This is a genomic window from Sphingomonas sp. GW821-FHT03E12, assembly GCF_059420685.1.
In genome coordinates, this window is record NZ_JBWKUF010000004.1 from 178,644 (window position 1) to 204,309 (window position 25,666).

The 25,666-nt window shown below is 66.4% G+C and carries 27 protein-coding genes; 12 read left to right on the forward strand and 15 right to left on the reverse strand.

What is annotated here, in order from left to right; genetic code table 11:
• Positions 1 to 22 precede the first annotated feature (22 nt).
• Positions 23 to 1,078 (forward strand): substrate-binding domain-containing protein, encoded by a 1,056-nt coding sequence (locus AC07TU_RS14050; protein WP_495188543.1) that lies wholly within the window; start codon positions 23 to 25, stop codon positions 1,076 to 1,078.
• Between the two features lie 61 nt (positions 1,079 to 1,139).
• On the opposite strand, the gene AC07TU_RS14055 is transcribed toward AC07TU_RS14050, so the two are convergent.
• The 8 genes from AC07TU_RS14055 to AC07TU_RS14090 form a co-directional block, all read right to left on the reverse strand.
• Positions 1,140 to 1,763: an SCO family protein gene (locus AC07TU_RS14055; protein WP_495188544.1), complete on the reverse strand. Its 624-nt coding sequence runs from the start codon at positions 1,761 to 1,763 to the stop codon at positions 1,140 to 1,142.
• Positions 1,753 to 2,229: a copper chaperone PCu(A)C gene (locus tag AC07TU_RS14060; RefSeq protein WP_495188545.1), complete on the reverse strand. Its 477-nt coding sequence runs from the start codon at positions 2,227 to 2,229 to the stop codon at positions 1,753 to 1,755. The genes AC07TU_RS14055 and AC07TU_RS14060 overlap by 11 nt, the downstream gene beginning before the upstream one ends.
• A 14-nt stretch (positions 2,230 to 2,243) precedes the next feature.
• Complete coding sequence (locus tag AC07TU_RS14065) at positions 2,244 to 4,388, reverse strand: TonB-dependent receptor (protein ID WP_495188546.1); 2,145 nt, start codon at positions 4,386 to 4,388, stop codon at positions 2,244 to 2,246.
• The gene (locus AC07TU_RS14070) at positions 4,385 to 5,533 is read right to left on the reverse strand and encodes a PepSY-associated TM helix domain-containing protein (RefSeq protein ID WP_495188547.1); all 1,149 of its coding nucleotides are present in this window, start codon (positions 5,531 to 5,533) and stop codon (positions 4,385 to 4,387) included. Before AC07TU_RS14070 ends, AC07TU_RS14065 begins: the two co-directional genes overlap by 4 nt.
• Complete coding sequence (locus tag AC07TU_RS14075) at positions 5,530 to 5,688, reverse strand: hypothetical protein (protein ID WP_495188548.1); 159 nt, start codon at positions 5,686 to 5,688, stop codon at positions 5,530 to 5,532. Before AC07TU_RS14075 ends, AC07TU_RS14070 begins: the two co-directional genes overlap by 4 nt.
• Positions 5,689 to 5,801: 113 nt before the next feature.
• On the reverse strand, positions 5,802 to 6,197 hold the full coding sequence (locus AC07TU_RS14080; protein WP_495188549.1) for a DUF2946 family protein: 396 nt from the start codon (positions 6,195 to 6,197) through the stop codon (positions 5,802 to 5,804).
• 64 nt (positions 6,198 to 6,261) lie between these two features.
• Positions 6,262 to 9,222 carry a DUF3857 domain-containing protein gene (locus tag AC07TU_RS14085; protein ID WP_495188550.1) on the reverse strand — a complete coding sequence of 987 codons (2,961 nt, stop codon included), beginning with the start codon at positions 9,220 to 9,222 and terminating at the stop codon, positions 6,262 to 6,264.
• Positions 9,223 to 9,314: 92 nt separating this feature from the next.
• A complete protein-coding gene (locus tag AC07TU_RS14090; protein ID WP_495188551.1) occupies positions 9,315 to 9,863 on the reverse strand; it encodes a pseudouridine synthase in 549 nt (182 codons plus the stop codon).
• Positions 9,864 to 10,005: 142 nt separating this feature from the next.
• On the opposite strand from AC07TU_RS14090, the gene AC07TU_RS14095 reads away from it, so the two are divergent.
• Genes AC07TU_RS14095 through AC07TU_RS14105 form a run of 3 tightly spaced genes read left to right on the forward strand, consistent with a single transcriptional unit; the run spans position 10,006 to position 12,625 of the window.
• Positions 10,006 to 11,115 carry a site-specific DNA-methyltransferase gene (locus tag AC07TU_RS14095; RefSeq protein ID WP_495188552.1) on the forward strand — a complete coding sequence of 370 codons (1,110 nt, stop codon included), beginning with the start codon at positions 10,006 to 10,008 and terminating at the stop codon, positions 11,113 to 11,115.
• A 41-nt stretch (positions 11,116 to 11,156) separates the two neighbouring features.
• A complete protein-coding gene (locus AC07TU_RS14100) occupies positions 11,157 to 11,903 on the forward strand; it encodes an NUDIX hydrolase (protein WP_495188553.1) in 747 nt (248 codons plus the stop codon).
• Positions 11,900 to 12,625: an extensin-like domain-containing protein gene (locus AC07TU_RS14105; protein ID WP_495188554.1), complete on the forward strand. Its 726-nt coding sequence runs from the start codon at positions 11,900 to 11,902 to the stop codon at positions 12,623 to 12,625. Before AC07TU_RS14100 ends, AC07TU_RS14105 begins: the two co-directional genes overlap by 4 nt.
• A gap of 18 nt (positions 12,626 to 12,643) precedes the next feature.
• Here AC07TU_RS14105 and AC07TU_RS14110 read toward each other — a convergent pair whose 3' ends face one another.
• Positions 12,644 to 13,195, reverse strand: coding sequence for a hypothetical protein (locus tag AC07TU_RS14110; protein ID WP_066578558.1), 552 nt, complete (start codon positions 13,193 to 13,195; stop codon positions 12,644 to 12,646).
• A 382-nt stretch (positions 13,196 to 13,577) separates the two neighbouring features.
• Between AC07TU_RS14110 and AC07TU_RS14115 the strand changes: the two genes are divergently transcribed.
• Together AC07TU_RS14115 and AC07TU_RS14120 are read left to right on the forward strand one after the other, a co-directional pair.
• Positions 13,578 to 14,126, forward strand: coding sequence for a CHAP domain-containing protein (locus tag AC07TU_RS14115; RefSeq protein WP_495188555.1), 549 nt, complete (start codon positions 13,578 to 13,580; stop codon positions 14,124 to 14,126).
• An 89-nt stretch (positions 14,127 to 14,215) separates the two neighbouring features.
• Complete coding sequence (locus tag AC07TU_RS14120) at positions 14,216 to 14,416, forward strand: dodecin family protein (RefSeq protein ID WP_495188556.1); 201 nt, start codon at positions 14,216 to 14,218, stop codon at positions 14,414 to 14,416.
• A gap of 6 nt (positions 14,417 to 14,422) precedes the next feature.
• Here the strand turns inward: AC07TU_RS14120 and msrB are convergent, their stop codons facing one another.
• Positions 14,423 to 14,905, reverse strand: coding sequence for a peptide-methionine (R)-S-oxide reductase MsrB (gene msrB / locus AC07TU_RS14125; protein ID WP_495188557.1), 483 nt, complete (start codon positions 14,903 to 14,905; stop codon positions 14,423 to 14,425).
• Between the two features lie 155 nt (positions 14,906 to 15,060).
• On the opposite strand from msrB, the gene AC07TU_RS14130 reads away from it, so the two are divergent.
• The 3 genes from AC07TU_RS14130 (at position 15,061) to AC07TU_RS14140 (ending at position 17,639) form a co-directional block, all read left to right on the forward strand.
• Positions 15,061 to 15,543, forward strand: a complete 483-nt coding sequence (locus tag AC07TU_RS14130; protein WP_495188558.1) for a MarR family winged helix-turn-helix transcriptional regulator — start codon at positions 15,061 to 15,063, stop codon at positions 15,541 to 15,543.
• 3 nt (positions 15,544 to 15,546) lie between these two features.
• A complete protein-coding gene (locus tag AC07TU_RS14135; RefSeq protein WP_495188559.1) occupies positions 15,547 to 16,905 on the forward strand; it encodes a S41 family peptidase in 1,359 nt (452 codons plus the stop codon).
• Positions 16,906 to 16,970: 65 nt separating this feature from the next.
• Entirely contained in the window at positions 16,971 to 17,639 is a 669-nt protein-coding gene (locus AC07TU_RS14140) for a hypothetical protein (RefSeq protein WP_495188560.1), read from the forward strand.
• On the opposite strand, the gene AC07TU_RS14145 is transcribed toward AC07TU_RS14140, so the two are convergent.
• From AC07TU_RS14145 to AC07TU_RS14155, 3 genes are all read right to left on the reverse strand, one after another.
• On the reverse strand, positions 17,626 to 18,849 hold the full coding sequence (locus tag AC07TU_RS14145) for a cytochrome P450 (RefSeq protein WP_495188561.1): 1,224 nt from the start codon (positions 18,847 to 18,849) through the stop codon (positions 17,626 to 17,628). The genes AC07TU_RS14140 and AC07TU_RS14145 overlap by 14 nt on opposite strands.
• A gap of 77 nt (positions 18,850 to 18,926) precedes the next feature.
• Positions 18,927 to 20,156 carry an ABC transporter permease gene (locus AC07TU_RS14150; RefSeq protein ID WP_495188562.1) on the reverse strand — a complete coding sequence of 410 codons (1,230 nt, stop codon included), beginning with the start codon at positions 20,154 to 20,156 and terminating at the stop codon, positions 18,927 to 18,929.
• A complete protein-coding gene (locus AC07TU_RS14155) occupies positions 20,153 to 21,094 on the reverse strand; it encodes an ABC transporter ATP-binding protein (RefSeq protein WP_495188563.1) in 942 nt (313 codons plus the stop codon). Before AC07TU_RS14155 ends, AC07TU_RS14150 begins: the two co-directional genes overlap by 4 nt.
• A 41-nt stretch (positions 21,095 to 21,135) precedes the next feature.
• On the opposite strand from AC07TU_RS14155, the gene queG reads away from it, so the two are divergent.
• Positions 21,136 to 22,191: a tRNA epoxyqueuosine(34) reductase QueG gene (gene queG / locus AC07TU_RS14160; protein ID WP_495188564.1), complete on the forward strand. Its 1,056-nt coding sequence runs from the start codon at positions 21,136 to 21,138 to the stop codon at positions 22,189 to 22,191.
• Here queG and AC07TU_RS14165 read toward each other — a convergent pair.
• Positions 22,169 to 22,546: a hypothetical protein gene (locus tag AC07TU_RS14165; RefSeq protein ID WP_495188565.1), complete on the reverse strand. Its 378-nt coding sequence runs from the start codon at positions 22,544 to 22,546 to the stop codon at positions 22,169 to 22,171. The two genes, queG and AC07TU_RS14165, sit on opposite strands and share 23 nt — an antisense overlap.
• Positions 22,543 to 23,235, reverse strand: coding sequence for an EI24 domain-containing protein (locus AC07TU_RS14170; RefSeq protein ID WP_495188566.1), 693 nt, complete (start codon positions 23,233 to 23,235; stop codon positions 22,543 to 22,545). Before AC07TU_RS14170 ends, AC07TU_RS14165 begins: the two co-directional genes overlap by 4 nt.
• An 89-nt stretch (positions 23,236 to 23,324) precedes the next feature.
• Here AC07TU_RS14170 and AC07TU_RS14175 point away from each other — a divergent pair, with 89 nt between their 5' ends.
• Positions 23,325 to 24,323 (forward strand): adenosine kinase, encoded by a 999-nt coding sequence (locus AC07TU_RS14175; protein WP_495188567.1) that lies wholly within the window; start codon positions 23,325 to 23,327, stop codon positions 24,321 to 24,323.
• 91 nt (positions 24,324 to 24,414) lie between these two features.
• Positions 24,415 to 25,608, forward strand: a complete 1,194-nt coding sequence (locus tag AC07TU_RS14180; RefSeq protein ID WP_495188568.1) for a GNAT family N-acetyltransferase — start codon at positions 24,415 to 24,417, stop codon at positions 25,606 to 25,608.
• Positions 25,609 to 25,666 lie beyond the last annotated feature (58 nt).

Below are 25,666 nucleotides of genomic sequence, written 5' to 3' on the forward strand. Positions count from 1 at the left end.
CCGGCAATCAAGGGGAAGTCCAATGAATCGCCTGTTCGCTTCCGCCGCCTGCAGCATGCTGGCGCTCGCACTTGCCGCATGCGGTGGCCAGACCGGCGGTGCCGCTGGCGGCACAACGCGTGACCAGATCCGGTCGGTGGGATCCTCGACCGTCTATCCCTTTGCCACATTGGTCGCCGAAAATTGGATCAAGACCCAGCAGGACGCTCGGTCGCCGATCGTCGAGTCCACCGGCACCGGCGCGGGTATCAAGTTGTTCTGTGCGGGCGTGGGCGCGTCGCACCCGGACATCGTCAACGCCTCGCGCCGCCTCAAGCGCGCCGAATATGACGATTGCGCCAAGAACGGAGTGAACGAGATCGTCGAAATCCAGATCGGTATCGACGGTATCGCGCTTGCGGAATCGGTCGAGGGACCGGCGATGAAGCTGACCGTGAAGCAGATCTATGCGGCGCTCGCGGCGGAACCCTTCGGTCAGCCGCAGACGGCGAAGACATGGCGGGATGTCGATCCCTCGCTCCCGGCGATTCCGATCCTGGTGCTCGGCCCGCCCGCCACCTCGGGCACGCGCGATGCGCTCACCGAATTGATCCTCGCCAAAGGCTGCGACAGCGATCCGAAAATGGCTGCGCTCAAGAAGAGCGACGAGGATGCGCACAAGAAGAACTGCACGACGCTGCGCAACGACGGCGCGTTCGTGGATTCGGGTGAGAATGACAATCTGATCGTCCAGAAGCTGACCGCCAATCCCAATGCGATCGGTATCTTCGGCTACAGCTATCTGGAAGAGAATACGGAGCGCGTGCGCGGCATCGCGATCGATGGGGTCGAGCCGGCCTATGACGCGATCGCCGGGGGCAGCTATCCCGGCGCGCGCCCGCTCTACCTCTATGTCAAGAAGGCGCATCTCCAGACGGTGCGCGGGCTCAGCGAGTATGTCGGCGCATTCGCCGATGCCTGGGGGCCGGACGGCTATCTGGTGAAGCGCGGGATGGTCGTCGCACCTGAGGCGGTGCGGAGTGCCAATGCCGCGATCGTGACGAACATGACCCTGCTTGATTCCGCAGGCCTGAAATAGGGGTGGTGGGCGGGCGCGATGGCTGCCCGCCCGTCTGGCGCAGGAAGAACTCGACCCGCGCTCAGATCAGCCGCTTGAGCTTTTCGAGTGCGACCTTCTGGCTTTCCTTGTGGTCGATGGTTGCGACGAACTCGCCGTTCCTGTCCATCAGGAACACCGATGCGGTGTGATCGACCGTATAGTCGCCACCCTCGACCGGGACCTTGGCGTAATAGACTTTGAAGGCCTTCACGATTCGCGCGATCTGCGTGCCCGTGCCGGTCAGGCCGATGATCGGCGTGTTGAACAGCGTCAGATAGCTGCCGATGTCCTTGGGCTTGTCATACTGCGGGTCGACCGAGACGAAGACGATGTTGAACTTGTCACCGTCCGGCCCGAGCTGCTTGCGCAGCGCCGCCATGCGGCTGAGCGTGGTCGGGCAGACATCCGGGCAGCGGGTGAAGCCGAAGAAGATCGCATAGGGCCTGCCGCGCAACGTCTGATCGGTGACGGTCTTGCCGTTCTGGTCGATCATGTCGAACGCACCGCCAAAGGCCGAGGCGTAGCTCTTCTCGGCGGTGGTGGGCGCAGGGCTCCGCGGCTGGAACCACAGCACAGCGCTGACGACGGCGGCGATCGCGACAATCCCCCACAGCAACAGGCGGATGCGGCGGAGGGGAGAGGGCTTCGGGGTCTCAATGGTCATGACCGGCTCCCGTTCCATAGGTGATCGCTTCGACCTTGAGCTGAACCGTCACGGCGCCGCCCTTCTCGAAGCGCAGGGTCAGCGGCACGAGCGTGCCGAGCTTGAGCGGCCTCTTGAGGCCGATGAGCATGATGTGATGGCTCCCCGGCTTGAGCTCGAGCTTGCCGCCCGCGGGGACGCGGAGGCCGTTCGGCAGCGGACGCATCCGCATCACCCCGCCCGCCATCGACATGGTGTGGAGCTCGACCTTCGCCGATGCGGGGGAACTGCCGCCGATCAGCCGGTCTGGCTGTTTGCCCGTGTTGGTGATCGTCATGAAACCGCCGCCATTGGCCTGTCCCGGTGCGGTCTGGCGAGACCAGGGATGAGCGATCGACAGGTTGCCGCGCTTGAAATCGTGCGCGGCAATCGGTGCGGTGAATATGAGCGCAAGCGCGCCCGCCGCGATGGGCTTCAACATCTGCATCTTCTCTTCTCCTTCTAGAAATTGCGGGTGAACGACAGCTCGACGTTGCGCGGTGCGCCGACGAAGACGAGGCCGGATGCGTAGCCCGACCAGTCGGCATAGAATTCGTCGGTGAGGTTGCGGCCGCGCAGCGTCAGCGTACCGAGCTTCGAACGCCACGCGACCGAGGCGTCGAAGGTGGTGAAGGCGTTGACCTTCACGCTGTTGGCGTTCGAGGTGAAGAAACCGCCATTGTGCCGGATCGACCCGGTCAGCGTCACCGGCAGCGTCTTGGGCGCATAGGTGACGACGAGGTCGGCCAGCCGCTCGGGCACGTTGGGCGGGCGGTTGCCCGACCGGTTGGCGCCGCCCGCTTCGATCAGTTCGCCATATTCGGCGTCGAGCAAGGTGCCGCTGACCGCGATGTTGAGCTCATCGGTCGCGGGAAGGTTGAGCGACAGCTCGGCGCCGCGCGAGCGCAGGTTTCCGCCCTGGACGACGACCGCCGGGTTCGCCGGATCTCGCGTGAGGATATCGTCCTGGCGGATGTTGAACAGCGATGCGGTCAGCTCGACTCCGCTCCCGGTGAGCGAGGTCTTGATTCCGGCCTCGTACGAATAGCCGGTGGTGAGATCGAAGGCGGCATTCGCGGCGCTGAGGAAGAGCAGCCCGCTGACCGGGGTGACGGCATAGCTGTATTGCGCGAAAATCTGGGTCTTGGGCGTCAGGCTGTAGACGGTGCCGATCCGCCATGAGACCGGATCGTAGCTTTGGCCGTAGGTCTGAACCGAACCGCTGGTGACGTTGACGACGCGGCGGTCGAGCCTGACATGGTCGTAGCGAAGACCGCCCGCGACGAGCCATTCGGGTGTCAGGTTGAGCGCGTTCTCGGCAAAGATCGCGAAGGAATCGACATTCGCATCGATGTCTTGCCGCGTGCCGAAATTGGCGGCGGTGTCCTGCGGGAAGGTGCCGCGGACCGGGTCGAACGGATCCACGGACGCGGCACTGCCAAAGCGGCGCTGTGTGAAGAAGCTGGTGCCGCCGAACTCCGCCCCGGCGACGAAGCGGTTGCGCATCCCCGCGACCTTGCCGTCAACGGCGAGATGCAGCCGCTGGCTCCAATATTGGTGGTCGTGGGTGATCAGCGAGGTGTTGCGGTCGATCAGCCCGGTTGCGGCGTTGAACGTGTATTCGTCGGCGTCACGCCAGATCCGGTCGGAGGTGTACCAGCTGGTGTCGCTCACCAGCTTCAGCGAGTCCGACAGTGCGTATTCTGCCCGCGCGCGCAGCCACAGCGTATCGGACCCGACATCGCCGTCGCGCACGTCGAAATTGACCCGCCGCATCGCCCTGTCGAGCACCAGGCCCGCGCTGCCCGATACTGCGTTGGAGGGATCGCGGGCAATCGCGCGCGAGACGAGGGGGGTGCCGTAATAGGCGGTCGAAAACCGGTCTTCGAAATAGTCGGCGGATACCGTCAGCGAGAAACGGTCGTCCGGGCGGAACAGCAGCGAGGCGGAGGCGGCGAAGGTCCGGCTGCGGGTATCGTCGACCCATCCCGACGAGCGCGACCAGGCAAGGTCGCTGCGCACCGCGACTGTCGGGCCAAGCGGCAGGTTGACGTCGCCTGCGAGCCGCGCGGTATCGAAGCTGCCATAGCTCGCCAGCACCTCCCCGCCCGGGCTGTCGAGCTTCGGACGGCGGGGCACGAAGTTGATCGCACCTGCCAGCGCGCCTTCACCCGAGGTGACCGAGGCGGGGCCCTTGATCACCTCGATCCGCTCGAACATCCACGCATCCCAGTTGCGGACGCCGACGTCCGAATTGGCCATGCGCACGCCGTCGTAGAGATAGCTCACCGCGCGGTGGAAGCCGCGCATCGACACCGATCCGATCGAACCGGGCAGATTGCCTGACGCGACGCCGGGTGCGGCATTGAGCGCTTCGATCGCGGTGCGGACGCCCTGATTCTGGAAATCGGCTTGAGTCACGATGTCGACGATCGCGGGGATCTCGCGGTTGGTGAGGCCGAGCCGGCTCGCGACATCGGGTTCCTCCTCCAGCTGCCGCTGGCCGGTGACGATGACCGTTCCGGCGTCGCTGCGCGCGGCTTCCTCCTGAGCGAGGACGGGGGTCGCCGCGAGCGCTGCGGCGATGGCAATGAGTGAAGTCTTCACAAGATACTCCCTGATGATGTTCTGGTTTGTGTGCGGAGGCGCGGCGCTCGACGGCGGCGCAGCCAGTGGAGAAGGCCGGTCCCGAACAGGATCGCCGGGACGAGGCCGAGCAGCAGCGCGAGGATGCGGACGGGGGTGCCGCCGACCGACCCGTCGTGCAGCGTCCGGATCCATGCCGAGACGGTTGTTCCGGCATTGCCCCGGCGGATGTCGTGCACCGCGAGGACGCGGCCCGAATATGAGTCGATGAAGACGAAGCTGCCCGGGAAACGGCGGTGCGGATCGCCCGGAACCTGCATCCGTATGCGGAACGGCTTGTCACCGGCGGGCGGCACGTCGATGAAGGCCAGCCGGGCGTCCGGCAGCGCATGATGTGCCGCAGCCAGCGCGGTCGCGACGGCAATCTGCGGGCCTTCGCCTGCGGTAGAGCGGGGCGCGGGCAGCTTGTCCGGGATCGCGATCGCAGCGCCGATCACCTGCGTCTTCACATCCGGCAGCGCGAGCAGCACGCCGGTGCCGACGAGCACCGTCAACAGCAGTGAACTCCACAGCCCGAAATGCTTGTGCAGATCGCGCAGGCGGCGGATCGGTGCGGCATGGCGCTTGAACACGAGCGCCTTGCGCCAGCTTCCCCGCGGCCACCAGGCGGCGATGCCGGAGACGAGCAGCACAAGCATCGCAACGCCCGACCAGCCGACGATCTGTTGCCCTGTCTCGCCCGCGAGCAGGTGCATGTGCAGCTCGTAGAGCCAGCTCATCAGATAGCCGCCCCAGGGCTCGGCGCGGAGCACTTCGCCGCCGTCCGGCGAGAACCAGATCATCTCGCGCTCGGCGTGATGGCCATGGTGCTGCGACGCCGGATAGTAGCGCGCGGGGATCGCGCCGCCTTCGCCGGTGACCTCGAAGGACCAGTCGCCACCGGGCCAGCGCTCGCGCGCTGTTGCCAGCGCGTGATCCCAGACCGGCGACGACCAGTCGGGCGCCGGGCCATGGGCTTCGCCGACTGCACTGCGATTCAGCGCGGCGTCGATCTCGACATAGAAGACCAAGGCCGAGCCGGTCAGGCCGAGCAGCACGAACACCAGCCCGAGGCTGAGCCCGAGCCACAGATGTACGCGGCGGATCAGGATGCGTGCGCGGCTCACCGAACCGCGAGTCCGGCGGCCGCGCGTGCGGGAGGGGAGAGCGCAGCATCGCCGATCTGGAAGGCGATGCAGAGCAGGATCAGCAGCCATGCCGACCGGCGGACCCGGCGCAGCACAGGCGTCAGGGCGGCATGACCGCCCGTCGCAACCAACATGTCGGAACCTCGTTTGCCGGCGCCGGCCGCTTGCGGCACGACGCGCGCGCAGGGTGCCAGGCACCCCGAGCGATCAGGTGGCGAACGACGTCAGACGGTTCGCCGCGCGGCTTTCAGGCGTGCGCGGGCGGTGCGTGTGCGGGTGGTGGTGGCGCGGCGAGGCGATGGACCGTGAATTCGGCGATCGCCGGATCGGCGCGCACGCCATGCGCGGCAAGGCTGAACAGGGCGAGAGGCGCTGAGGCCGACGCGACCAGCCCGCCGCCAAGGCCGGTGGCGAACGTACAATCGGACGTCCCGTTGCCATGCCGGTCGGGCGCATCGTCGTCCCCGGTCGGCAGAAAGGCCTTGGTTTCGCCGAGCCCGGTACAGACCGAGATGACGATGCCCTTTGGCGCGGCGGTCGGCATGAAACCGGTCGGGATCGCGACACGAATCGCGAGCACGAGCGCGAACAGCACCAGAAGGATGCTGCGTCCGCCGCGCGACTCTCTGATCCAGCCCGCCATGCCGCGCCTCTAGCGGTCTCGCATCAGCTTGTCATCGGGGTCGTGTCACGTGAAGGGCAGGGCGCTAGGGAGCGATGCCCATTTCGTGGAACTCCGAGGCGACGAACGGATCCTCCGCGAGCGCAGCCTTGATATCGGCTTCGCTGCCTGCCTGATCGCCCTTGCGGAGCCTCGCGATCCCGCGGCCATACAGCGAGGCTGCCTGTTTGGGCGCCTTGGCCAATGCGGCCGAGTAGCGGGCGATCGATTCGTCGAGCTTACCCTGCCGCAGCAGGACGAGCGCCAGGCTGTCGATGAACGGCGGTGTTCCTGGCATGAGCTTCAATGCCGCGGTGCAATCGGCATGCGCCTGTTCAAGATCGAAATTGGCACCCACCTGTTCCCAGCAAAGCTGGTTCAGAACGCCCGGATTGCGGGGTGCTGTAGCGCGAAGCTTCGTGAACTGGGCCCGCGCTTCTTCCTTGCGGTCGAGCTTGACGAGCAGGCTTGCGCGATCCCCCCACCAGATCGCCGGATCGGTGCTGCCGGCTATCGCGGCATCGATCGTCGCCAGTGCGCCCTTGAAGTCGCCAGCCCCCGCCTGTGCCTGCCAGCGGAGCCGTTGCGCAAAAATCTGATCGGGCTGAACGGCCAGAATGGCGTCCGCATCGGCGAGCGCCTTCGCATAATCGCGTTGCGCAATCAGGATCTGGGCGCGGCGCCCGTATGCCCACAGATTATTCTCGAGCAGGTCGATCGCCCGGCCGAGCAGGGCAACCGCTCCGGCAAGATCACCCTGATTCTGAAGGATGATCGCACGCCCGTGGAAGATATAGGCGAGGCGCGGACTGATCGCGGCCGCCTTGTCGAGGCTCTCGGCCGCCTGCTCATTCTGTTTCTTCCAGGCGAGCGCCACCCCGCGATTGGCCCAGGCGAGGCTGGCCTTGGGATCGAGCTTCACGGCCTTGTCGAAATCGGCGATCGCCTCGTCCATCTTGCCGATCTCCAGGAAATGCGCGCCGCGGCTGGTCCAGCCGTCGGCGGTCGTAGGCACTTCCTTGTCGCGGGCCGCGATTTCGGCGGAGGTCGGGCGATAGTCGTGCGGCGCCATGACCAGGACGCGGATGTCCGACATGGCCTTCATCGCCGCGGCAGCCTCGCGCGCTTCGGCCGCGGAAATCTCGGGGAGCAGCGCACGGGTGCTGCTTTCCATCTCGAGCACGCCTTCCTCGATCCTGGTTCGGCGGGAGAATTCGTATCCGGCGAGCTTGCGGAGCGGCACGTCGGCACCCTTGATCGAAAAGCCCTGGCCTGCACGCGGCAGATCGATGCGCTCGCGCGTCACCGCATAATAGGGGAAGCTGACGGCAAAGGGGGCGTCGGCTTGCGTGCCGGCCTCGCGTTCGGTGTCCATTTCCCAGCCCAGGCCGGCGCCATCGAGTTCGTAGCTTTCGCCCGCCGTCCAGGTCAGGTCGGCCTTTCCGGCCAGGGTCAGCCGATACTCGCCGGTTCCTTCGTTGAAGGACCCCGATACCTTGTCCGGCGTGACGAAATCATATCGCCGTTTCCAATAGGCCTTGAGCGCAGCGTCGAGCTGTTCGGGGGCAATCGACGCGAGCTGCAGCCGGAGCGCCTGCGCCTCGTCACCGCGGGTCAGCGTGGTCACTTCGATCGGCGCGGGAAGCGCGATGCCGGCCTTGGCGTCGATCCAGATATCGGTTTCGGTACCGGGACGCGTGGCGGGCTGCGGTGCAATGGCGACCAGTTCGGCGCCCTCCGTCCGAAGCGGCAGCGCCCAGCGGAAGGGCGGGGCGGCAATCTCATCGATCGCCCGGTCGCCGTTGCGGGTGCCGTCGAGCCAGTAGGTGCGGCCCCCGATCTGCGCGCGCACCAGCACATGATCGAACGCCCCCGCCATCGGCAGGCGCCCGTCGAGCCCGTCGCCGGTGGTCGAGTTGACCAGGGCGGCATCCGCCTCGATCCCGAGCCCGTGCAGCAGCGCGAGCAGCAGCGCCGTCTTGCCTTTGCAATCGCCGAAGCGGCGGGCCCAGGTCTCGTCGGCACTGGCGGGGGCCAGATTGCCTTCGTTCATGCCGAAATAGACGTAGCGAACCCGATCCTGCACCAGCTTCAGCGCCGCGGCCGCCTGAACCTTCGGGTCGGCGCTCGCGGCCCGGATCCGCGCGACCTCCGCTTTGAGGGGGGAATCGGCGCGGAGCGTCGATGCCTTGGTATAGTGCGGGAAGAGAAGCGCGGAGAGATCGTTCCATTTGCCGAACTGGGTGAATTCCACCCGGCGAACCGGGAAGAAGCGCAGCGGTGCGTTCTTCGGCGCCTTGAGCACCGGAAGACCTTCGAGGGTCCACTCCACATGCTGCTCGGTTCCGCTCGTCCACTTGCGCGGCTCGGCGAGTGTGGCTGATTTGCGCCATTGCACCGTGCGGTCGGCCGGCCAGCTTGCCAGAAGCCGGGTTCGCGTTCCCGGCAAGCCGGCCGGGAAATCGACCGTGAGTTCCGAGTGGGCGCCGAGCACCGGATCGCGATGCGTGGTGGTGAAGGCCAGTTCGATGATGTCGCCGACCTGCAATCCTTCGGGCTGAAGCGTGGCGGTCAGGATGCCGTCGAGGACCGATTCCTCCAGCTTCCCTTCGCGGCGCAATACCGTGAAACGCTGCTTCGCGAGGACGTTGATCGTCTCGGTCCCGCGGACGATGTTGAGCTTGTGAACGGTCAGCGTTCCGCTTTCCGGGCGCCAGGGCAGCACGACATTGCCCATCGCGGCCAGGCCTTGCGGGTTGAGCAGCTTGACCGCCGATTCGACATAGCGTTCGTCGAACTGCGCGCCGAAACGGATCTGATGATCGAGCGAAAGGATCTCGATCGGGGCGTCTGCAAGGGGCGGTACAGGCGCGGCGCGTTTTTCCGCCTTGGGAAAGGCCGTCACCCAGGCCGGTGTTGCCGCGACATTGGGCTTGTCCTGCGGCTTGTCCTGCGCCCAGGCAGTGGCGGCCAGAACTAAAGCGCTGAGTACAAACAGATTCCGCATGTTTCCTCCCCCTGGACGCGGAACATATCCGATCCGAAGGGGCCAACAAGTGTGTTTGCGGTGCAGGCAAGTGTGTTTACGGTGCAGGGGCCTCAGGCGGCTGTTTCCCGCCAGGTTCCGGGCAGGACGCTGTCCAGCGTCCAGTCGCCGATACGCCAGCGCACCAGGCGCAGCGTCGGATGGCCGATCGCGGCGGTCATGCGCCGCACCTGGCGGTTGCGGCCTTCGCGGATCGTCAGGCGCAACCAGCAATCGGGCACGGTCTTGCGGAAGCGTACCGGCGGGTCGCGCGGCCAGAGTTGCGGCGGATCGATCCGCTCGACCGCAGCGGGCAGGGTGGGGCCGTCCTTGAGCCGCACGCCGCGGCGCAAGCCCTCCAGCACCGTTTCGTCGGGCTCGCCCTCGACCTGCACCAGATAGGTCTTGGGCGTCTTGAACCGCGGGTCGGCAATCCGTGCCTGCAACCGCCCGTCATCGGTGAGCAGCAACAGCCCTTCGCTATCCAGATCGAGCCGCCCGGCGGGGTAGACGCCCGGAAGGTCGATGAAGTCAGACAGGGTCGGGCGCGGCGTCGGGTTGCGCGCGTCGGTGAACTGGCAGAGCACGCCATAGGGTTTGTTGAACAGGATCAGCCGCGCCATCGTCCGGCCTTAGCGGCAATGCGCGGCCGGTGCGATATCGCGATTCGCGTCGCCAATGGCTCCGGATCGGATGCACATCCGCTCACGTTCGCGACATGGCTGTCTAGTGTTCCCGCGTGGCGCGATGCCGTGGGAACGAAAGATGCGGCTCGCGAATCATCTCTTCTGCGGCGACAATCTGGACGTGCTCCGCGCCCATTTCGCCGACGAGAGCGTCGATCTTGTCTATCTCGACCCGCCGTTCAACTCGAACGCCAGTTACAGCATCCTCTTCCGGTCCCCGACCGGCGTGCAAGGGGACGCGAAGGTCAAGGCGTTCGAGGACAGCTGGTGCTGGAACGACAGTGCCGAGGACGCCTTCGACCAGGCGATGCGGAGCAGGTGTGCGCGAGCGTTCGACCTGCTCAAGGCGATGCGTGCGTTTCTCGGCGAGAATGACATGATGGCGTATCTCGCGATGATGGCGATCCGGCTGATCGAACTGCATCGCGTGCTGAAGCCCACGGGCAGCCTCTATCTCCACTGCGATCCGACCGCGAGCCACTATCTCAAGCTGCTTGCCGACGGTGTGTTCGGTGCCGACCGGTTCCGCAACGAGATCACCTGGAAGCGCACCTCGGCGCATAGCGATGGCGGGCGATACGGGCGCAACACCGATATCATCCTGTTCTATTCGAAGGGCGCGAAGCCGGTGTGGAACCCGCAATTCGCGCCCTATGACGGAGATTATGAGGCTCGCTTCCGCAACCGCGATCCCGACGGGCGGCTGTGGATGGACGACAACCTCACCGCCAAGGGACTGTCGGGCGGCGGCTATCGCTACGCGTACAAGGGTGTGCATTCCTATTGGCGGATGCCGGTCGAGACGATGGAACGGCTGGACGCGGAGGGGCGACTGCACTTTACCCGGAACGGCGGGATCAGGCTCAAACGCTATCTGGACGAGGCACGCGGGGTGCCGGTGCAGGCGCTGTGGGGCGATATTCCGGCGCTCAACTCGCAGGCGCAGGAGCGGCTGGGCTATCCTACGCAGAAGCCGATCGCATTGCTGGAGCGGATCATCGCCGCTTCGTCCAACGAGGGTGACCTGGTGCTCGACCCGTTCTGCGGGTGCGGGACCGCCGTGCACGCAGCCCAGAAGCTGGGCCGGCGCTGGGCGGGGATCGACCTGTCCCCTCTCGCCATCGATTTCGCCGAGCGCCGGATGAACGCGGCGTTTCCGCATATGGCGTTGAAGCACGACCTGGCCTAGCGCGCTTCCCATTCGCCGCGGCGATCCGTACACCCGCGGCGATGACGGGTACTCCTTCCCAGCCGATCCCCGCCGCGACATTGGTCGTCATGCGCGAACGCGAAAGTGGCGCACCCGAACTGCTGATCGTCGAGCGATCGGCGGCGATGCGCTTCGCCGGCGGGGCGCTGGTATTCCCGGGCGGGCGGGTCGATCCGGGCGATATGGCGCTGGCGGCGCTTCATGACGGAGACGCGGAAGACCTGGCCGCGCGGATCGCGGCGATCCGCGAGACGATCGAAGAAGCGGGCCTGGCGATCGGCGTGGGCGGACTGGCCGACAGTGCGCGCGCCGACCTTTATGGCGGGGCTCCGATGGGTGACGTGCTCGCCGGGGGTGAACTCGATCTCGACGCGCTGGTGCCCTTTGCACGGTGGCTGCCCCCGGCCGACGTTGCGCACAAGGTGTTCGACACACGCTTCTACCTCGCGCGGCTGCCCGAAGGGGCGAGGGATGTCGCGAGCGTCGACGGCAACGAGAATGTCCGATTGTTCTGGGCGACCGCTGCGGAGGTGCTGGACATGGCGGACCGCGGAGAGGCGCGGATCATCTATCCGACGCGGCGCAATCTCGAGCGGCTCGCGCAGTTCGGAAGCTTCGCCGAAGCGGTAGCGGATGCGCGCGGGCACAGGGTCGAGGCGATCACGCCCTGGATCGAAACGCGCGACGGCGAAGCGCGGCTCTGCATTCCCGAGGGGCTCGGCTATCCGGTGACCTCGCAGCCGGTGAAAGCGGCATCCCGGGCATGAAGCTGCTGCGCAACATGAGCGCGGCGATCGTGCTGGCTGCGGTGGCGCTGACGCTTGTACTGCTGCTCTATGCGATGGTGCGCGACCGGCCGCAGGATCTGCCCTGGACAAAGCTGGACCTGAACCAGCCGATCGGATTGTTCACCGGGCGCAAGCTCGCCGCGCTGACCGATGATTTCCCGGGTTGCCGCAAGGTGCTCGACAAGGCGGGGGTGCGTTACACCGCGCTTGCGCCGCTGAGCGAGGCGAATGGCCAGTGCGGCTATGCGGATGCGGTACGATTCAGGGCGGGCGGGACGCGCCGGATCGGCCTGGCGCCCTCGGATCTTGGCATGTCCTGCCCAGTCGCCGCGGCGTTGACGGCGTGGGAGTGGGAGGTCGTCCAGCCTGCGGCGCAGCGCCATTTCGGGCAGAAGGTCGCCGAGATCGAGCATTTCGGCAGCTACAATTGCCGCCGCATGTACAATCGCGAAGGCGCGAGCTGGAGCGAGCATGCGACCGCGGATGCGGTGGACATCGCCGCTTTCCGGTTGGCCGACGGGACGCGGATCACGCTGGTGGGTGACTGGGACGACAGGGGATCCAAGGCGCGATTCCTGCGCGACGTACGCGATGGTGCGTGCGGCTTGTTCTCGACCGTGCTGTCGCCCGACTACAACACGGCGCACCGCGACCATTTCCACCTTGATCAGGCGGAACGGATGTGGCGGGCGTGCCGGTAGCGACGCCCGCCTGAGATCTTATCCCGGCATCGGTTCCGTGCCGACCTTCTCCACCCATTGCGGGAAGAAGGCGGGCTGGCGGTTCGACCAGCCCGACGCGGTCGCCGCGGCCTCGCTGATCGACTGGAGCAGCTTGCGCCGCAGGTCCGGATGGAGATGCGGAAGTGCCGCGGCCGCGCAGAAGGCGGCGGGCAGCCACGGCCGCACCTCGGCACCGATCAGCCGCTCATAGAGGAAGCGATAGGCCGAGAAACTGGTGAGCCGTCCCTGGCTCAGGTCGAAAGCGGAAACGGTGACGAGCGGGGCCATGAACGGCTCCATCGCGTCAAGCCCGCTGTCGTCGGGGATCAGCGCACGGATTTCGGGGAGGCGGTCGTACATATGCGCCTGGGCACGGATGCTGGCGGCTTCGACCACGTCACGGGACCAGCGCTCCATCGCATCGGTGCGATCGAGGCCGATGTCGAGTGCGCGGCGGATGTAACGCTGCGTCGCTGCGGCAAAGCCCGCGAACTCTTTCATTTCGGCCAGCGTCATCGCGCCTTCGGCCGGCTTACTTCGTGCGCTCATTCTCCTTCACTCCCACCCACTCTACTCCTTCACTGCGGATGATGCCCCAAGTTGGTTAACGTTAACCTTAACCCCGCGTCGTCCGCCGTTCAGGTAGAGAATCACAGAAGGTTTTGCGTTGCAACAAGGGTTGCGACGAACCGAAGTCCCGGAATGGAAACGCTTTCGGGGCGCGGCTTTCGGGCAACAAATGGAGGCGGTGCCGTAACAACCGGCCGTTTGCACGGGATATGAGGCCGAATCCGCGTGCCGAAGCTGAACAAAATGTCAGTCATCGCCGCGACGAAACGATTCATCGGATATCGGCGGCGGCGGTCTAGGATCGACGGAACCGATCTGCCACCAACCCTTCAACGAGATTCGGGGTCTGAAGGGGGCCAGCATGACAGCCAAGGTTATCGCAGCGCGATTCGCGCTGATGGCAGCGCTTTGCCTGGCGACGATCGCTCCCGCGAACGCGCAGTTCTGGCAGTGCGCCCCCTATGCCCGCATGATTTCTGGCGTTCAGATTCACGGCAATGCACACACCTGGTGGAGCCAGGCCGAGGGCCGTTATGAGCGCGGCAACGAGCCGGTGGTCGGTTCGGTAATGTCCTTCGCCTCGACCCAGCGCATGCGCCTTGGCCATGTTGCGATGGTGTCGAAGGTGCTGAACGACCGCGAAGTGCTGCTGACCCATGCCAACTGGTCGCGCCGCGGCGGTATCGAGAAGAATGTGATTGCGGTGGACGTGTCCGAGAAGGGCGACTGGAGCCGCGTCAAGGTGTGGTTCGCGTCGAACGGCGGCCTCGGCACCTCGACCTACCCGGTCAACGGTTTCATCTACACCGGCAAGGCGCCGAAGCTGGATCGCGACGAAGACTCGTTCGGCGTGACGATCGCTGCGATCGATCTTGAGAAGTTCGGGATCACCACCTCGCTTCAGAAGTAAGCCGCCGCCAGCCTCCAGTCTTTGCCATCCGCCGGTCGTGCGCTAGTCTGCGCGGGCGGGAAGGCGATCATTGAGACAGGAGCACAGCCATGGCGGTTGCAAAGGTCATCGAGGTCATTTCGAGCTCGACCGAGAGCATCGAGCACGCAATCCGCGACGGGGTCGCGAAATGCGGCGAGACCGTCGACAATATCGAAAGCGTCTGGGTCAAGGACACCAAGGGTGTCGTCCGCGACAACAGGGTCGTCGAATGGCGCGTGATCCTGGCGGTGACCTTCGTCGTTCGCTGACCGGCGTCAGGCCGGTGTGAACGTCATCGCAAGGCCGTTCATGCAATAGCGCTTGCCGGTCGGCGGCGGGCCGTCATCGAAGACATGGCCGAGATGCCCGCCGCAGCGGCGGCAGATCACTTCGGTGCGTGGTACGCCGATGACATAGTCCGTGCGCGTCCGGATCGCATCCTTGAGCGGGGCATAGAAGCTCGGCCAGCCGGTGCGGCTGTCATATTTGGTGCGCGAGCTGTAGAGCGGCAGGGCGCAGCCGGCGCAGGCGAAGATGCCGGCGCGCTTCTCCTTGTCGAGCGGGCTGGAGAAGGGGCGTTCGGTCGCCGCCTGCCGCAGCACGCGATATTGCGCGGGGCTGAGCCGCTTGCGCCATTCGGCATCGGTCAGGCTGAACGCGAACCGCTGCGCCGCCTGCGATTCGGGCGAGGAGCAGCCGAAGGTGACGGCGACGCTGCTGGTGCCGATCAGGGCGAGCAAGTGGCGGCGGGTGAGCATCGCGGCGTCCTTTCGCGGCTTTGGGGGAAGCTACATGAGAATGTGGGGTGCGGATGCGCTGGAGGCAAAGGTCGCAGCGATATTTGTCGGTGATCGAACCGGGATGATGATGCGGGACAGCGTACGGCATTGACCAATGTAACAGCGCTAATATAATGGCGCTTGTGTATTCCAGGCCAACCCTCGGCGTTCTGTTGCGGCGCCTGATCGAGCAGCTCGATGGCGCGGTGGAGGCGAGTTATGTCGCGGACGGGCTCGACTATCGTCCGCGCTATACGCCTGTCGTGCGGGCGCTCGTGCGCGGCGGGCCGGCAACGATCCGCGACCTTGCCGCGCAGACCGGCGTTTCCCATTCGGCGACCAGCCAGACGATCGCGCAGATGGCCGAACGCGGCTTGGTGATGCTGACGACGGGCGCGGACGCGCGCGAGCGTATCGCCGCCCTGTCCGATACGGCGCAGGCGATGCTCCCGCGCCTCGAGCGCCGATGGGCGGCAACCGAGGCGGCGGCGCGCTCGATCGATACCGATATCGGGCTGCCATTGGCCGATGTCGTGGCGCAGGCGCTTGCGGCGCTGGAGCGCCAGTCCTTTGCGGATCGAATCCGCCATTCAGAAGCCGTCCAGCCGGAGACCTGATCCATGGTGCGTATCGCCTATGTCGCGGCGCTTGCCGCGCTGACCTTGCCTGCCGCGCCCGGCGCGTTGGCGCAGCGTGCTACCCCGGTTGCAGCGGCGCGGCCGGACGCGATGGGTGCCCTGACCGCAGCACAGCGGCGCGCGGCGATCGAGGGGATCGCGGCCGCGGTCCGCGCCAAATATGTGCTGCCGGAAGGCGCACCGGCGATCGAGAAGCGCCTGCGCGACAGCTTGGCGGCGGGGCGATACGATGTCGATACGCCGGGCGCATTCGCCGAGCGGGTGACCGAGGATCTGCGCACGTCGAGCGGGGACGGGCATATGTATCTGACCGTCGATCCCGTCCAATATGCGCTGACCAGCAAGGCCAAGGACGATCCCGACACGGATCCCGCGGTCGTTGCCTATTGGCGCCGCCTTGCCGATCGATCGAACCACGGTCTGCCCGAGATGCGCATTCTGCCGGGCAATGTGCGCTATCTGAAGGTTGCGGGGTTCCGCTGGGTCGATGATGCCAGCGGCCCGGCCTATGACGCCGCCGCCCGCTTCCTGCATGACGGCGACGCGATCGTCATCGATCTGCGCGGCAATGGCGGCGGGTCGCATGGCGCGGTCCGCTACCTGATCAGCCATTTCCTCGCGCCCGGCACGCTCGAACTGACATTGCTGGAGGCTGGCAAGCCGCCATTCCAGTCGCGTGCGCTCGACTATCTGCCGGCGGGTCGGCTGACCGGCCGGCCGCTCTACGTGCTGATCGACGGCCGCACCGGATCGGCGGCGGAAGCGTTCGCCTATGACGTTCAGCAGTTCAAGCTCGGCACGTTGATCGGCGCGAAGACCGGCGGCGCGGCCAACAACAACAGCTTCACCCCGATCGCGCCGGGCTTCATGCTGAGCGTTTCCTATGGCCGGCCGGTCCATCCGGTCAGCCAGTCCAACTGGGAAGGCATCGGCATCGCCCCCGATGTGGCGGTGGCGCCCGAGCAGGCGCTGGAGACGGCGCAGTCGCTTGCGCTCGCGGCGCTGGCCGCCCGCGCCAATGCCGACCCGGCCGATCGGGCCGACTGGGAATGGGCGCGTACCGGGATCGAGGCGCGGCTGAAGCCGGTCTCTGTGCCGGCCAACCAACTGCAGCCGCTGACCGGCAGCTTCGGCCGCAACCGGATTGTGCTGCGCGACAGCGCGCTGTGGCTCGAACGCGCCGATCGCCCCGCGGCGCGCCTCGTCCCGATGACGCGCGACGGGCTGTTCGCAGTCGAGGGCTATGGCGATACGCTGCGCCTGCGCCTCACCCGCGCGGCGATGGAGATGTTGTGGATCGACGAGCCCGCGCCACGGCGGATCGCCCGATCGGGGGACTGACCGCGCCGTTGCCCGCCGTGCCCGATCCTGTAGAGATGCGGGGGAGGTCCGGCCGAGTGAAGTCCATGAGTAAGACACGCCCTGTCACCGGCCTGCGCCAGTTCGTCAGCCTTGAGCAGCAGCGCGGCTGGCTTGAAGGCGAACTGGACCTGTTCGATACCGGCGAGCGTTCGGAGAATTTCGAGCACCGCTTCAAATACGCCGCCCGCTTCGAGAAACTCCAGCGTCGCCCGCAGGCCGAAGCCGTTCTGGAGATCCTCGGCCTCTATGGCCGGACCTGCCTCCCGATGCCGCGACTGACCGAGCGCGACTATTGGTCGGTCTCGTGCCTGCCATCGACGTCAGACAAGCCGCTGGTCCGCGTCAACGCCAGCTGGATGGAGTTGTTCACCCTCTATGCGGACGGCGATGATGTCCGCGCACGCTTCATCCTGCACCTTTCGGATTTCACCACCGACAGTTCACCGATGCAGGATCAACTCGACCGCGACTATCTCGACGGTTGCATCACAGCGCCGGGCGACCTCAGCTGGTTCTTCCCCCGCGGCGCCGACATGTTCGGGATCAAGGTCCGCGGTGCCGCATCGGTCCGCGAATTCCTGGCATGTGACCGCGCCTTGCGGGCGATCCGCAGGTTCAACCTGACGCATATGAACCGCGGCCGGAACGCCTACCAGGCCAGCCACAGCTACAGCGTCGCGGATCACATGCTGGAAGCGCCTAGTAGCGGCTGAGCTCCACCGGCATCTTCTTGTAGCCATGGACGAAGCAGGCCGAGACGCGCTCCGGCTCGGCGATGACGTTGGGGCGCAGACGGCGCTTGGCCATCTCTTCCATCAGCACGCCGATCTGCAGTTCGGCGAGCCGCGCGCCGACGCAGCGATGGATGCCGTGGCCGAAGGCGAGGTGGCGGCGGGCATTGGCGCGATCGACGATGATGTCGTCGGGCCGCTCGAACACGCTCTCGTCGCGGTTGGCGGAGAGGTACCAGAGGACGAGCTTGTCGCCCTCGGCGATCTTCTGCCCCATCAACTCGGTATCCTGCGTCGCGGTGCGGCGCATGTGTGCGAGCGGGGTCTGCCAGCGGATGATCTCCTGACAGGCATTGGGAATCAGCTCGGGATTGGTCTCGAGCTTCGCGCGCTCCTCCGGGAATTGCTCGAGCGCCCAGGCATAGGCACTCATCGAATTGCGCGTGGTGTCGTTGCCGCCGACGATGAGCAGGATGAGGTTCCCGAGGAACTCCATCTGGTCCATCTCAGCCATCGCGTCTGAATGGATCATCATCGAAATGAGGTCGGGCGTCGGCTCCTTGCCGACTTTCGAGTTCCACAGCGTCCCGAACTCGGCAGCGCACTGGAACAGGATATTGCGGCGCTCCTCCTTGCGGACAGGGTCCTTTGCGATCTCGATATCGCCGGCCCAGTCGGACCAGTAGGTGAGCTTGCGGCGTTCCTCCCACGGGAAGTCGAACAGCAGCGCCAGCATCTGCGTCGTCAGCTCGATCGAGACATGGTCGACCCAGTCGAACGTCTCGCCGACCGGGAGCGAGTCGAGAAGCTCGGCCGTGCGGTGGCGGATGTCGCCGGTCATCCGCACCATCTCGCTCGGCGTGAAGGCGGGGGCGACGGTGCGGCGCTGGCCGGTGTGCTTGGGCCGGTCCATCGCGATGAACATCGGCATCTTGATGTCTTCGGGCATCAGATCGGCCACGGTGATGCCGCCCGCCTGGCTCGAATAGAGATCGGGGAGCGATTCAACCTCGACGATCGGCTTGTAGGACGAGACCGACCAATAGGGGCCGAAGGCGCTGTCATTGCACTTGTAGACGGGAGCCTGCGCGCGCAGCTGGCGGAACGGCGCGTGCCAGAGGTCGTCACGGTAGAGTTCGGGCCGGGTAACGTCGAGCGGATCGACTGTGGGCTCGGCAGCTAGCGTGGCCATGGCTTTACTCTCCCGGACATTGTTTTCCGGGAGAGTGGCTTAACTTACAGGATTGTCAATAGCGCTGCGGCGAGCCGTCAGGAGGCTGCTTTCTTCCGCAGCCGCAGCCCTGGGCTGCCCGATTGGAGCACCCCGCGGCGGAACAGGCGGGCGGCGATGGTGACGGTGATCGCCACCCACAGCACCTGCCAGCCGATCGCCAGCAGATGCGGCCAGATCTCGGGCGCATTGGCGGCGCGCGCAACCATCGCGAAGGGCGAACTGAACGGGAAGAGGGCCGCGGCGGTTGCGAGCCCGCTGTCCGGGCTCAGCGCGGTGGCCGATGCGAGGCCCCACATCGCGACCTGGAAGATGGTGATCGGCAACGACATCATCTGTAGCTCGCGCTGGGTGGACGCCTGAGCGCCGAGGCCGAGGAAGACCGCGCCAAGCAGCATATAGGACGTCACGAAATAGGCGAAGAACAGCAGCCCGAACGTCGGCAGGCCCACGGCAGGGCCGACATCAATGAAGGCTGTAGCGAGACGTGCGGGGAGCAACGATCCGACATTGACCACCACCGTTCCCCAGAAACCGAGGAAAAGCAGCGCCACGCCGAACATGCCGATCAGCTTGCCGAAGAACACGCTTTCGAGCGGGACCGCGGCAGCGAGAACTTCGATCACCTTGTTCGATCGCTCCTCGGCCATGGTGCCGACGACCTGGCCCGCAAGCAGCAGGCTGATCATGAACAGCGCTGTGGTGGCGAAGAACGCCGCCTGACCCTGGCCACCCGCCGACGCGCCGGGGCGCAAGACGACGATCTGGGTTGCTTCGCTGAGCGGCGCGGCGGTGCCGGCGCGCTGGGTGCGGAGCACCTGATCGGCGAGTGCGGCGAGATAGGCAGCCGAACGGGTGCCGTTGACGCTGTGCAGAATCTGCGGCCGGTCGAGCGGGCCGTACATCACCGCATAGGTGTCGCTCTCCTTGCGTTCGAACATCGCGCGGCCCTGTGCCTCCGGGTTGGAGCCGGGCGCCTCAACGATCAGCCGCGGCGGCTGTTCGAGCGTGCGGAACATGGTGCGCAACTGGCGGTCGGCGGCGACGGCCGTGCGCGCGGACTCGCCGCTCGCGAGCAGGACGATGCGTGCCTTGTCGTCACCGCTCTTGCTGATCGATGCAGCGCCGACACCGCCGATCGCGCCGAAACCGACCATCATCAGCGGCGCGAACAGGAACAGCAGGAAAGTGGGGGTGAACACCGTCGCGACGAAATCGCGCCGCGCGATGGTCAGGGTCTGCCGGATCAGGCGGGCGAGGCTGCTCATGGCTGAGCCTCCGCTTCCTGTGCTTCGGCTTCGGCGAGCGCTTTCGCGCCGACGATGCGGACGAATACGTCGTGCAGGCTGGGCCGCTCGATCGACAGGCCGGAGATGCCATAGCCGGCGTCGATCAGCTTCACGAGAATGCCCTCGATTCCCTCGTCGGGTAGGGTGAACTGCCAGCCGTCGCCTTCGGGCGTCGCATCGGCGGGAAGCAGCCCGCGGATGCCCGGATCCGGGTGATGCGGGACATAATGCGCCTTGAAGGGCAGGGTGGCGCGCGCGTCGGCGACGGTGCCTTCGAAGCGCACCTTCCCGCCCGCGATGATCGCCAGCCGGTCACACAGCCGTTCGGCATGCGCCATGACATGGGTGGAGAAGAGTACGGTCGCGCCGCGATCGCGCTCGGCGAGGATGAGCTTTTCGAGTCGTTCCTGATTGACCGGATCAAGGCCCGAAAAGGGCTCGTCGAGCACGAGCAGGTCTGGCTGGTGGACGACCGAGCCGAGCAGCTGGACGAGCTGAGCCATGCCCTTGGAGAGCTTGCGGATCTTCTGGTCGGTTGCATGGCCAAGACCGGCGGCCTCCATCAGCGCCACCGCGCGATTGCGGCCGGTGCGCCAGTCGAGCCCGCGCAGCGCGCCCATGAAGGCGATCGCCTGCGTCGTCTTCATCGACGGGTAGAGGCCGCGTTCCTCGGGGAGGTAGCCGACATGGTCGCTCACTTCGCGCGGGCGGTCGTTGCCGAGCAGGGTGCGATGTCCCTCGTCGGGCTCGATGATGCCGAGCAGCATGCGCAGCGTCGTGGTCTTGCCAGCGCCGTTGGGGCCGAGCACGCCATAGATCATGCCCTTCGGCACCGCGATATCGACACCGTCTACCACGCGGCGGTTGCCGAAGCGCTTCACCAGCCCGGTGGCGCTGACCGCCAGTTCGTTCTGCAACAGGAATCCCCTTAGCTCTCCGGTCGTGGTAGCGGGCGGTGATGCATCCCGGCAAGTCACTCGAAGCTGCGATCAAGGAAAAGGCGATGGAGCTGGGCTTCGCCGCGTGCGGATTCGCGCGGGCCGACGCGGCGCCGCTGGCTGGCAAACGCCTGCATGAGTGGCTCGCCGAGGGGCGGCATGGCGACATGATCTGGATGGCCGAGCGTGCGCATCATCGCGAAAGCCCTGAGGGGCTGTGGCCAGAGGTTCGCAGTGTGATCTCGCTTGGCATGAGTTACGCACCCGCAAGCGATCCGCTGGCGCTTGCTGAAGTCGGGGAGCGCGCCCGCATCTCGGTCTATGCGCAGGGCGCAGACTATCACGATGTGATGAAGAAGGCGCTCAAGGCGCTGGGCCGCTGGCTGGCGCAGGAGGCGGGGTGTGACCTCAAGGTCTTTGTCGATACCGCGCCGGTGATGGAGAAGCCGCTGGCCGAGGCGGCCGGGCTGGGTTGGCAGGGCAAGCACACCAATCTGGTCAGCCGCGACCATGGCAGCTGGCTGTTCCTGGGCGCGATCTATACCACGCTCGAACTGGAGCCGAGCGATCGCGAACGCGGCGGTTGCGGCTCATGCGATGCGTGCCAGACGGCGTGCCCGACCGACGCCTTCCCCGCGCCGTATCAGCTCGATGCACGGCGCTGCATCTCCTACCTGACGATTGAGCTTAAGGGATCGATCCCGGAGGAATTTCGCGAGGGGATCGGCAATCGCATCTATGGCTGCGACGATTGCCTGGCGGTGTGTCCATGGAACAAATTCGCGGCAGCCGCGGCGGCGAACCTCTCCTTCGCGCCGCGCGCGGAACTGACTGCGCCCGAGCTGCGAGATCTGCTTGCGCTCGACGATGCCGGCTTCCGGCAGGTCTTTTCCGGATCGCCGATCAAGCGGATCGGGCGCGATCGGATGATGCGCAACTGCCTCATCGCGGCCGGAAATAGCGGTGACGTGGCGCTGCTGCCTGCCGTCGAGGCACTGCTCGGCGACCCCGACCCGATAGTGGTTGAGGCCGCGGAGTGGGCGCGCGCGCGGCTTACTTCCCGCGGCTCGCCCTGAGCGCGGCCGCGCAGCTCGACTGATCGATCGGCTTGCCGTCACGCTGACGGGTCTCGGCGAAGGTGACGGTGGCGTCGCCGCGGCCGGATTGGGGCGGGTAGAGATAGGCGTCGAGGACGCAGATCGGCCCGGCGAACTGGAGCTTGCGGGCGGTGCCCTCGCTGACGTCGAGCTGCGGACGGCCGAACTGGGAGATCAGACCATTCGCATTCTGTCCCATCACCGTGGTGAGCGCGGCCATGCCAGGCTGATGAGGCACCGGGATCGGCGCGGCGCGGACTACCGGAGGCGGCTTGCCGCCACCTCCACATCCGGCGAGCAGGACGAGCAATGCGGCGGGGGCGATGATCTTCAAGCGGCGGTCCTCCGATGGAACAGGTGCGTCGCCATCGCAGCGCCGAGGACGGGCGCGACGAAATTGACGAACGGCACGAAAAACAACGCGGTGCCGGCTGCACCCAGCGTGAACCGCGACAGCCGCGTTGCGGAGCGCCAGCGGGCGAGATCCTCCGGGGGAAGATGCCGGACCGCGACCATATCCCCCAGATCGCGCCCCAACAGCCAGGCGTTGACCAGGAAGAAGGCGAGCGCGGTACCGACTCCGGTGACGAGCAGGACGATATAGAGCGGCGCAAGGATGAGGTTGACCAGCAGAGCGCGGGTGGCTGAGCGAAGGCCCATGCCGAGCGAGCGCGCGAAGCTCAGGTCGCGCGCGGCGGCAAAGCGCGCCGGATAGTGTTTCGCCTCGACGGCGTGGACGACCTCGTCTGCGAACACGCCGATCACGGCGACCGCGATCGCGCGGAACAACAGCCAGCCGCCGAGCAGCCCGATCAACAGCGCGACCGCGGAGGCAGCGGTGGCGGTGGTCTCACTACCCTCGAAATAGTGCCGGACCAGCGCGTCGGCCCCGAACCACAATGCGGTGCCGAGTGCGGCGAAGATCGCCAGCGTCAGCAGCATCGATTTCAGGAACACGCCAAGGATTCGCCTGTCGCCGAGCTGGCGGACCGAGAGTAGAAAGGCATCAAGCATCGCGGGCATGGATGGGCCGGGGTGAGCGGATAAGTCAACGCAGTTGCGTGAAGTCGCTGCGTCCACTAGGCGCGCGAAAACTTTCACCGGAGATCAATGTGACCGCACCCGTCCATGACGTCGTCGCCATCGGCAATGCCATCGTCGACGTCCTCGCTTCGGCCGAGGACAGCTTCATCGAAGAGATCGGCGTCGCCAAGGGCTCGATGCAGCTGATCTTCTCGCCCGAAGATGCCGACGCACTCTATGACCGCATGGGTCCGGGCCGCGAGATTTCGGGCGGATCGGCGGGCAACACCGTCGCGGGTATGGCAGCGCTGGGCAGCCGTTGCGCCTTTATCGGCCAGGTCGCCGACGATCAGCTGGGCCAGGTATTCGCGCATGATCTGCGCGCCACCGGCGTCGATTTCGATACCGAAGTGCGCAGCGGGGCTCCGTCGACCGCGCGCTGCCTGATCTTCGTCACGCCCGACGGGCAGCGCACGATGAACACCTTCCTCGGCGCGTCGCAGTTCCTCCCCGAAAAGGCGCTGGACCGCGACCTCATCGCGGGCGGGGCGATCCTGTATCTCGAAGGTTATCTCTGGGATCCGGAGGAACCGCGCCAGGCGATGCGCGCTGCGATCGACATCGCGCGGGGCGCGGGCCGCAAGGTCGCGTTCACGCTGTCCGACGTGTTCTGCATCAGCCGCCATGGCGGCGATTTCCGCACGCTGATCGGCGAAGGGCTGGTCGACATCCTGTTCGCGAACGAGAACGAGCTGCTGGCACTTGCCGAGGTCGAGGACTTCGAAGCGGCGGTCGCCAAGGTCGCCGCGCAGGTGCCGGTGTTGGTCGTGACGCGCAGCGAGAAGGGCGCGATCGCCATCTCCAACGGTGAGCGCGCCGAAGTGGCCGCCGAACCGATCGAGAAGGTGGTGGACACGACCGGTGCGGGCGACCTGTTCGCCGCGGGCTTCCTGCACGGGCAGGCGCAGGGCTGGACGCTGGAGAAATCGCTGAAGCTGGGTGCGATCTGCGCGGCTGAGATCATCAGCCACTATGGCGCGCGGCCCGAAGTGGACCTGAAGGCGCTCGTGGCGACCAAGCTCGGCTGAACCTTCGCGGCGGTCCCGGTGAAATTCCGGGCCGCCGCTTACCTTATGTCAGCCATTTGCCGTTACCTCCTGCGCAGAGCGAGGAGAGCGGATGCAGCAAGCGCGGAACATGGAACAGGCCTGTGAGCCGGCGATCTTCGTCGGGCTGCACGAGGGCGTTCCTGCGCTGCTCGATACGCTGGCCGGGCATGCGGACCCGAATCGCCGCTTTCTGCGCGCTGCCTGGTACCGCATGGCGGCGGGCGAGGGGGCCGCAACCGTGGCGGCGATCCGTGCCGATGGTACTCCGGTCGTGGCGCTGCCCACGGATCCGCTTGGCCCCACGCTGATCGGCGCACGCAGCGTTCCGGGCAGTTATTGGCCGTTCCGGTCGGTGCCGCTCGCTCCCGATGTTTCGGACGCCGAGCTGACGGCATTCTTTGCCCATCCGGCGAGCATCTCCGCACTTGGCCCGGCGTGGCGGATCGGCCCGATCTATGCCAGCGATCCGGCCACCGCGCGGATCAAGCGCGCCGCTGCAGTGGCAGGCTGGACGGTGCTGACGCGCAAGCTCGGCCGTACCTTTCTGTTCGATGCGCGCGACGAGGCATGGCCGCGGCGATCGACCCGGCGGCGGCTCGCCAACTACGAACGCCAGCTCGCACAGCTCGGCGTGGTGACGATTCGGCATGTGAGTGGCGCGGACTGGGCGCGTGCGGTGCTCGACGATCTGGCTGCGATTGAGGCGGCGAGCTGGGTCGGGACGGGTACGGACGGCACCGGCGCCAAGTTCCTGACTGACGCCAAGCGTGCGGGCTGGCTGACGGCGGTGGCCGATCCGGTGCTGGCAGAGGCACTGTCGGCGACGATCCTGTCGGTCGGCGGCAAGCCGGCGGCCTTCTCCTTCGACCTGCAATCCGGGACGATGCAATACGGCATCGCCAGCAGCTATGATCAGGCATTTGCCGCGTTCCGGCCGGGCAAGATCGTGACGGCCCATCAGCTCGATCAGGCGCGCAAGGCCGGGGTCGAGACGATCGATCTGGGGGCGGGCGATTCGGGCTACAAGCGCGAGATGGGCGCGGTGGCGGGGCCGGAGATCCTTGACCTGCTGATCGTGCGCAACCGGCCGGCGGCCTCGCTGCTCGGGCTGCGCTGGGGCGCGGAGTCGGAGATTGCGCGCGAAGCCTATCTTGCTGCTTCGAAGCTGCGCGACGCAGGGCGTGATCGCGGCGACCGCGGCCGGATCGAGGCGCTGCTTGCACTGGGCGCACTCGCCGCGGCGGCGTTGACCTTCGCGGAATAGCCGCGCGCGGCAGATGGAGCCGGAATGAAGAAGGGGCCGGGAGAGCAACTCTCCCGGC

Coding starts and splice junctions, on each gene's coding strand:
- AC07TU_RS14050 (WP_495188543.1), top strand. CDS start 23: ATGAATCGCCTGTTCGCTTCCGCCGCCTGCAGCATGCTGGCGCTCGCA.
- AC07TU_RS14055 (WP_495188544.1), bottom strand. CDS start 1,763: ATGACCATTGAGACCCCGAAGCCCTCTCCCCTCCGCCGCATCCGCCTG.
- AC07TU_RS14060 (WP_495188545.1), bottom strand. CDS start 2,229: ATGCAGATGTTGAAGCCCATCGCGGCGGGCGCGCTTGCGCTCATATTC.
- AC07TU_RS14075 (WP_495188548.1), bottom strand. CDS start 5,688: ATGTTGGTTGCGACGGGCGGTCATGCCGCCCTGACGCCTGTGCTGCGC.
- AC07TU_RS14080 (WP_495188549.1), bottom strand. CDS start 6,197: ATGGCGGGCTGGATCAGAGAGTCGCGCGGCGGACGCAGCATCCTTCTG.
- AC07TU_RS14085 (WP_495188550.1), bottom strand. CDS start 9,222: ATGCGGAATCTGTTTGTACTCAGCGCTTTAGTTCTGGCCGCCACTGCC.
- AC07TU_RS14090 (WP_495188551.1), bottom strand. CDS start 9,863: ATGGCGCGGCTGATCCTGTTCAACAAACCCTATGGCGTGCTCTGCCAG.
- AC07TU_RS14095 (WP_495188552.1), top strand. CDS start 10,006: ATGCGGCTCGCGAATCATCTCTTCTGCGGCGACAATCTGGACGTGCTC.
- AC07TU_RS14100 (WP_495188553.1), top strand. CDS start 11,157: ATGACGGGTACTCCTTCCCAGCCGATCCCCGCCGCGACATTGGTCGTC.
- AC07TU_RS14105 (WP_495188554.1), top strand. CDS start 11,900: ATGAAGCTGCTGCGCAACATGAGCGCGGCGATCGTGCTGGCTGCGGTG.
- AC07TU_RS14110 (WP_066578558.1), bottom strand. CDS start 13,195: ATGAGCGCACGAAGTAAGCCGGCCGAAGGCGCGATGACGCTGGCCGAA.
- AC07TU_RS14115 (WP_495188555.1), top strand. CDS start 13,578: ATGACAGCCAAGGTTATCGCAGCGCGATTCGCGCTGATGGCAGCGCTT.
- AC07TU_RS14120 (WP_495188556.1), top strand. CDS start 14,216: ATGGCGGTTGCAAAGGTCATCGAGGTCATTTCGAGCTCGACCGAGAGC.
- msrB (WP_495188557.1), bottom strand. CDS start 14,905: ATGCTCACCCGCCGCCACTTGCTCGCCCTGATCGGCACCAGCAGCGTC.
- AC07TU_RS14130 (WP_495188558.1), top strand. CDS start 15,061: ATGGCGCTTGTGTATTCCAGGCCAACCCTCGGCGTTCTGTTGCGGCGC.
- AC07TU_RS14135 (WP_495188559.1), top strand. CDS start 15,547: ATGGTGCGTATCGCCTATGTCGCGGCGCTTGCCGCGCTGACCTTGCCT.
- AC07TU_RS14140 (WP_495188560.1), top strand. CDS start 16,971: ATGAGTAAGACACGCCCTGTCACCGGCCTGCGCCAGTTCGTCAGCCTT.
- AC07TU_RS14145 (WP_495188561.1), bottom strand. CDS start 18,849: ATGGCCACGCTAGCTGCCGAGCCCACAGTCGATCCGCTCGACGTTACC.
- AC07TU_RS14150 (WP_495188562.1), bottom strand. CDS start 20,156: ATGAGCAGCCTCGCCCGCCTGATCCGGCAGACCCTGACCATCGCGCGG.
- queG (WP_495188564.1), top strand. CDS start 21,136: ATGCATCCCGGCAAGTCACTCGAAGCTGCGATCAAGGAAAAGGCGATG.
- AC07TU_RS14170 (WP_495188566.1), bottom strand. CDS start 23,235: ATGCCCGCGATGCTTGATGCCTTTCTACTCTCGGTCCGCCAGCTCGGC.
- AC07TU_RS14180 (WP_495188568.1), top strand. CDS start 24,415: ATGCAGCAAGCGCGGAACATGGAACAGGCCTGTGAGCCGGCGATCTTC.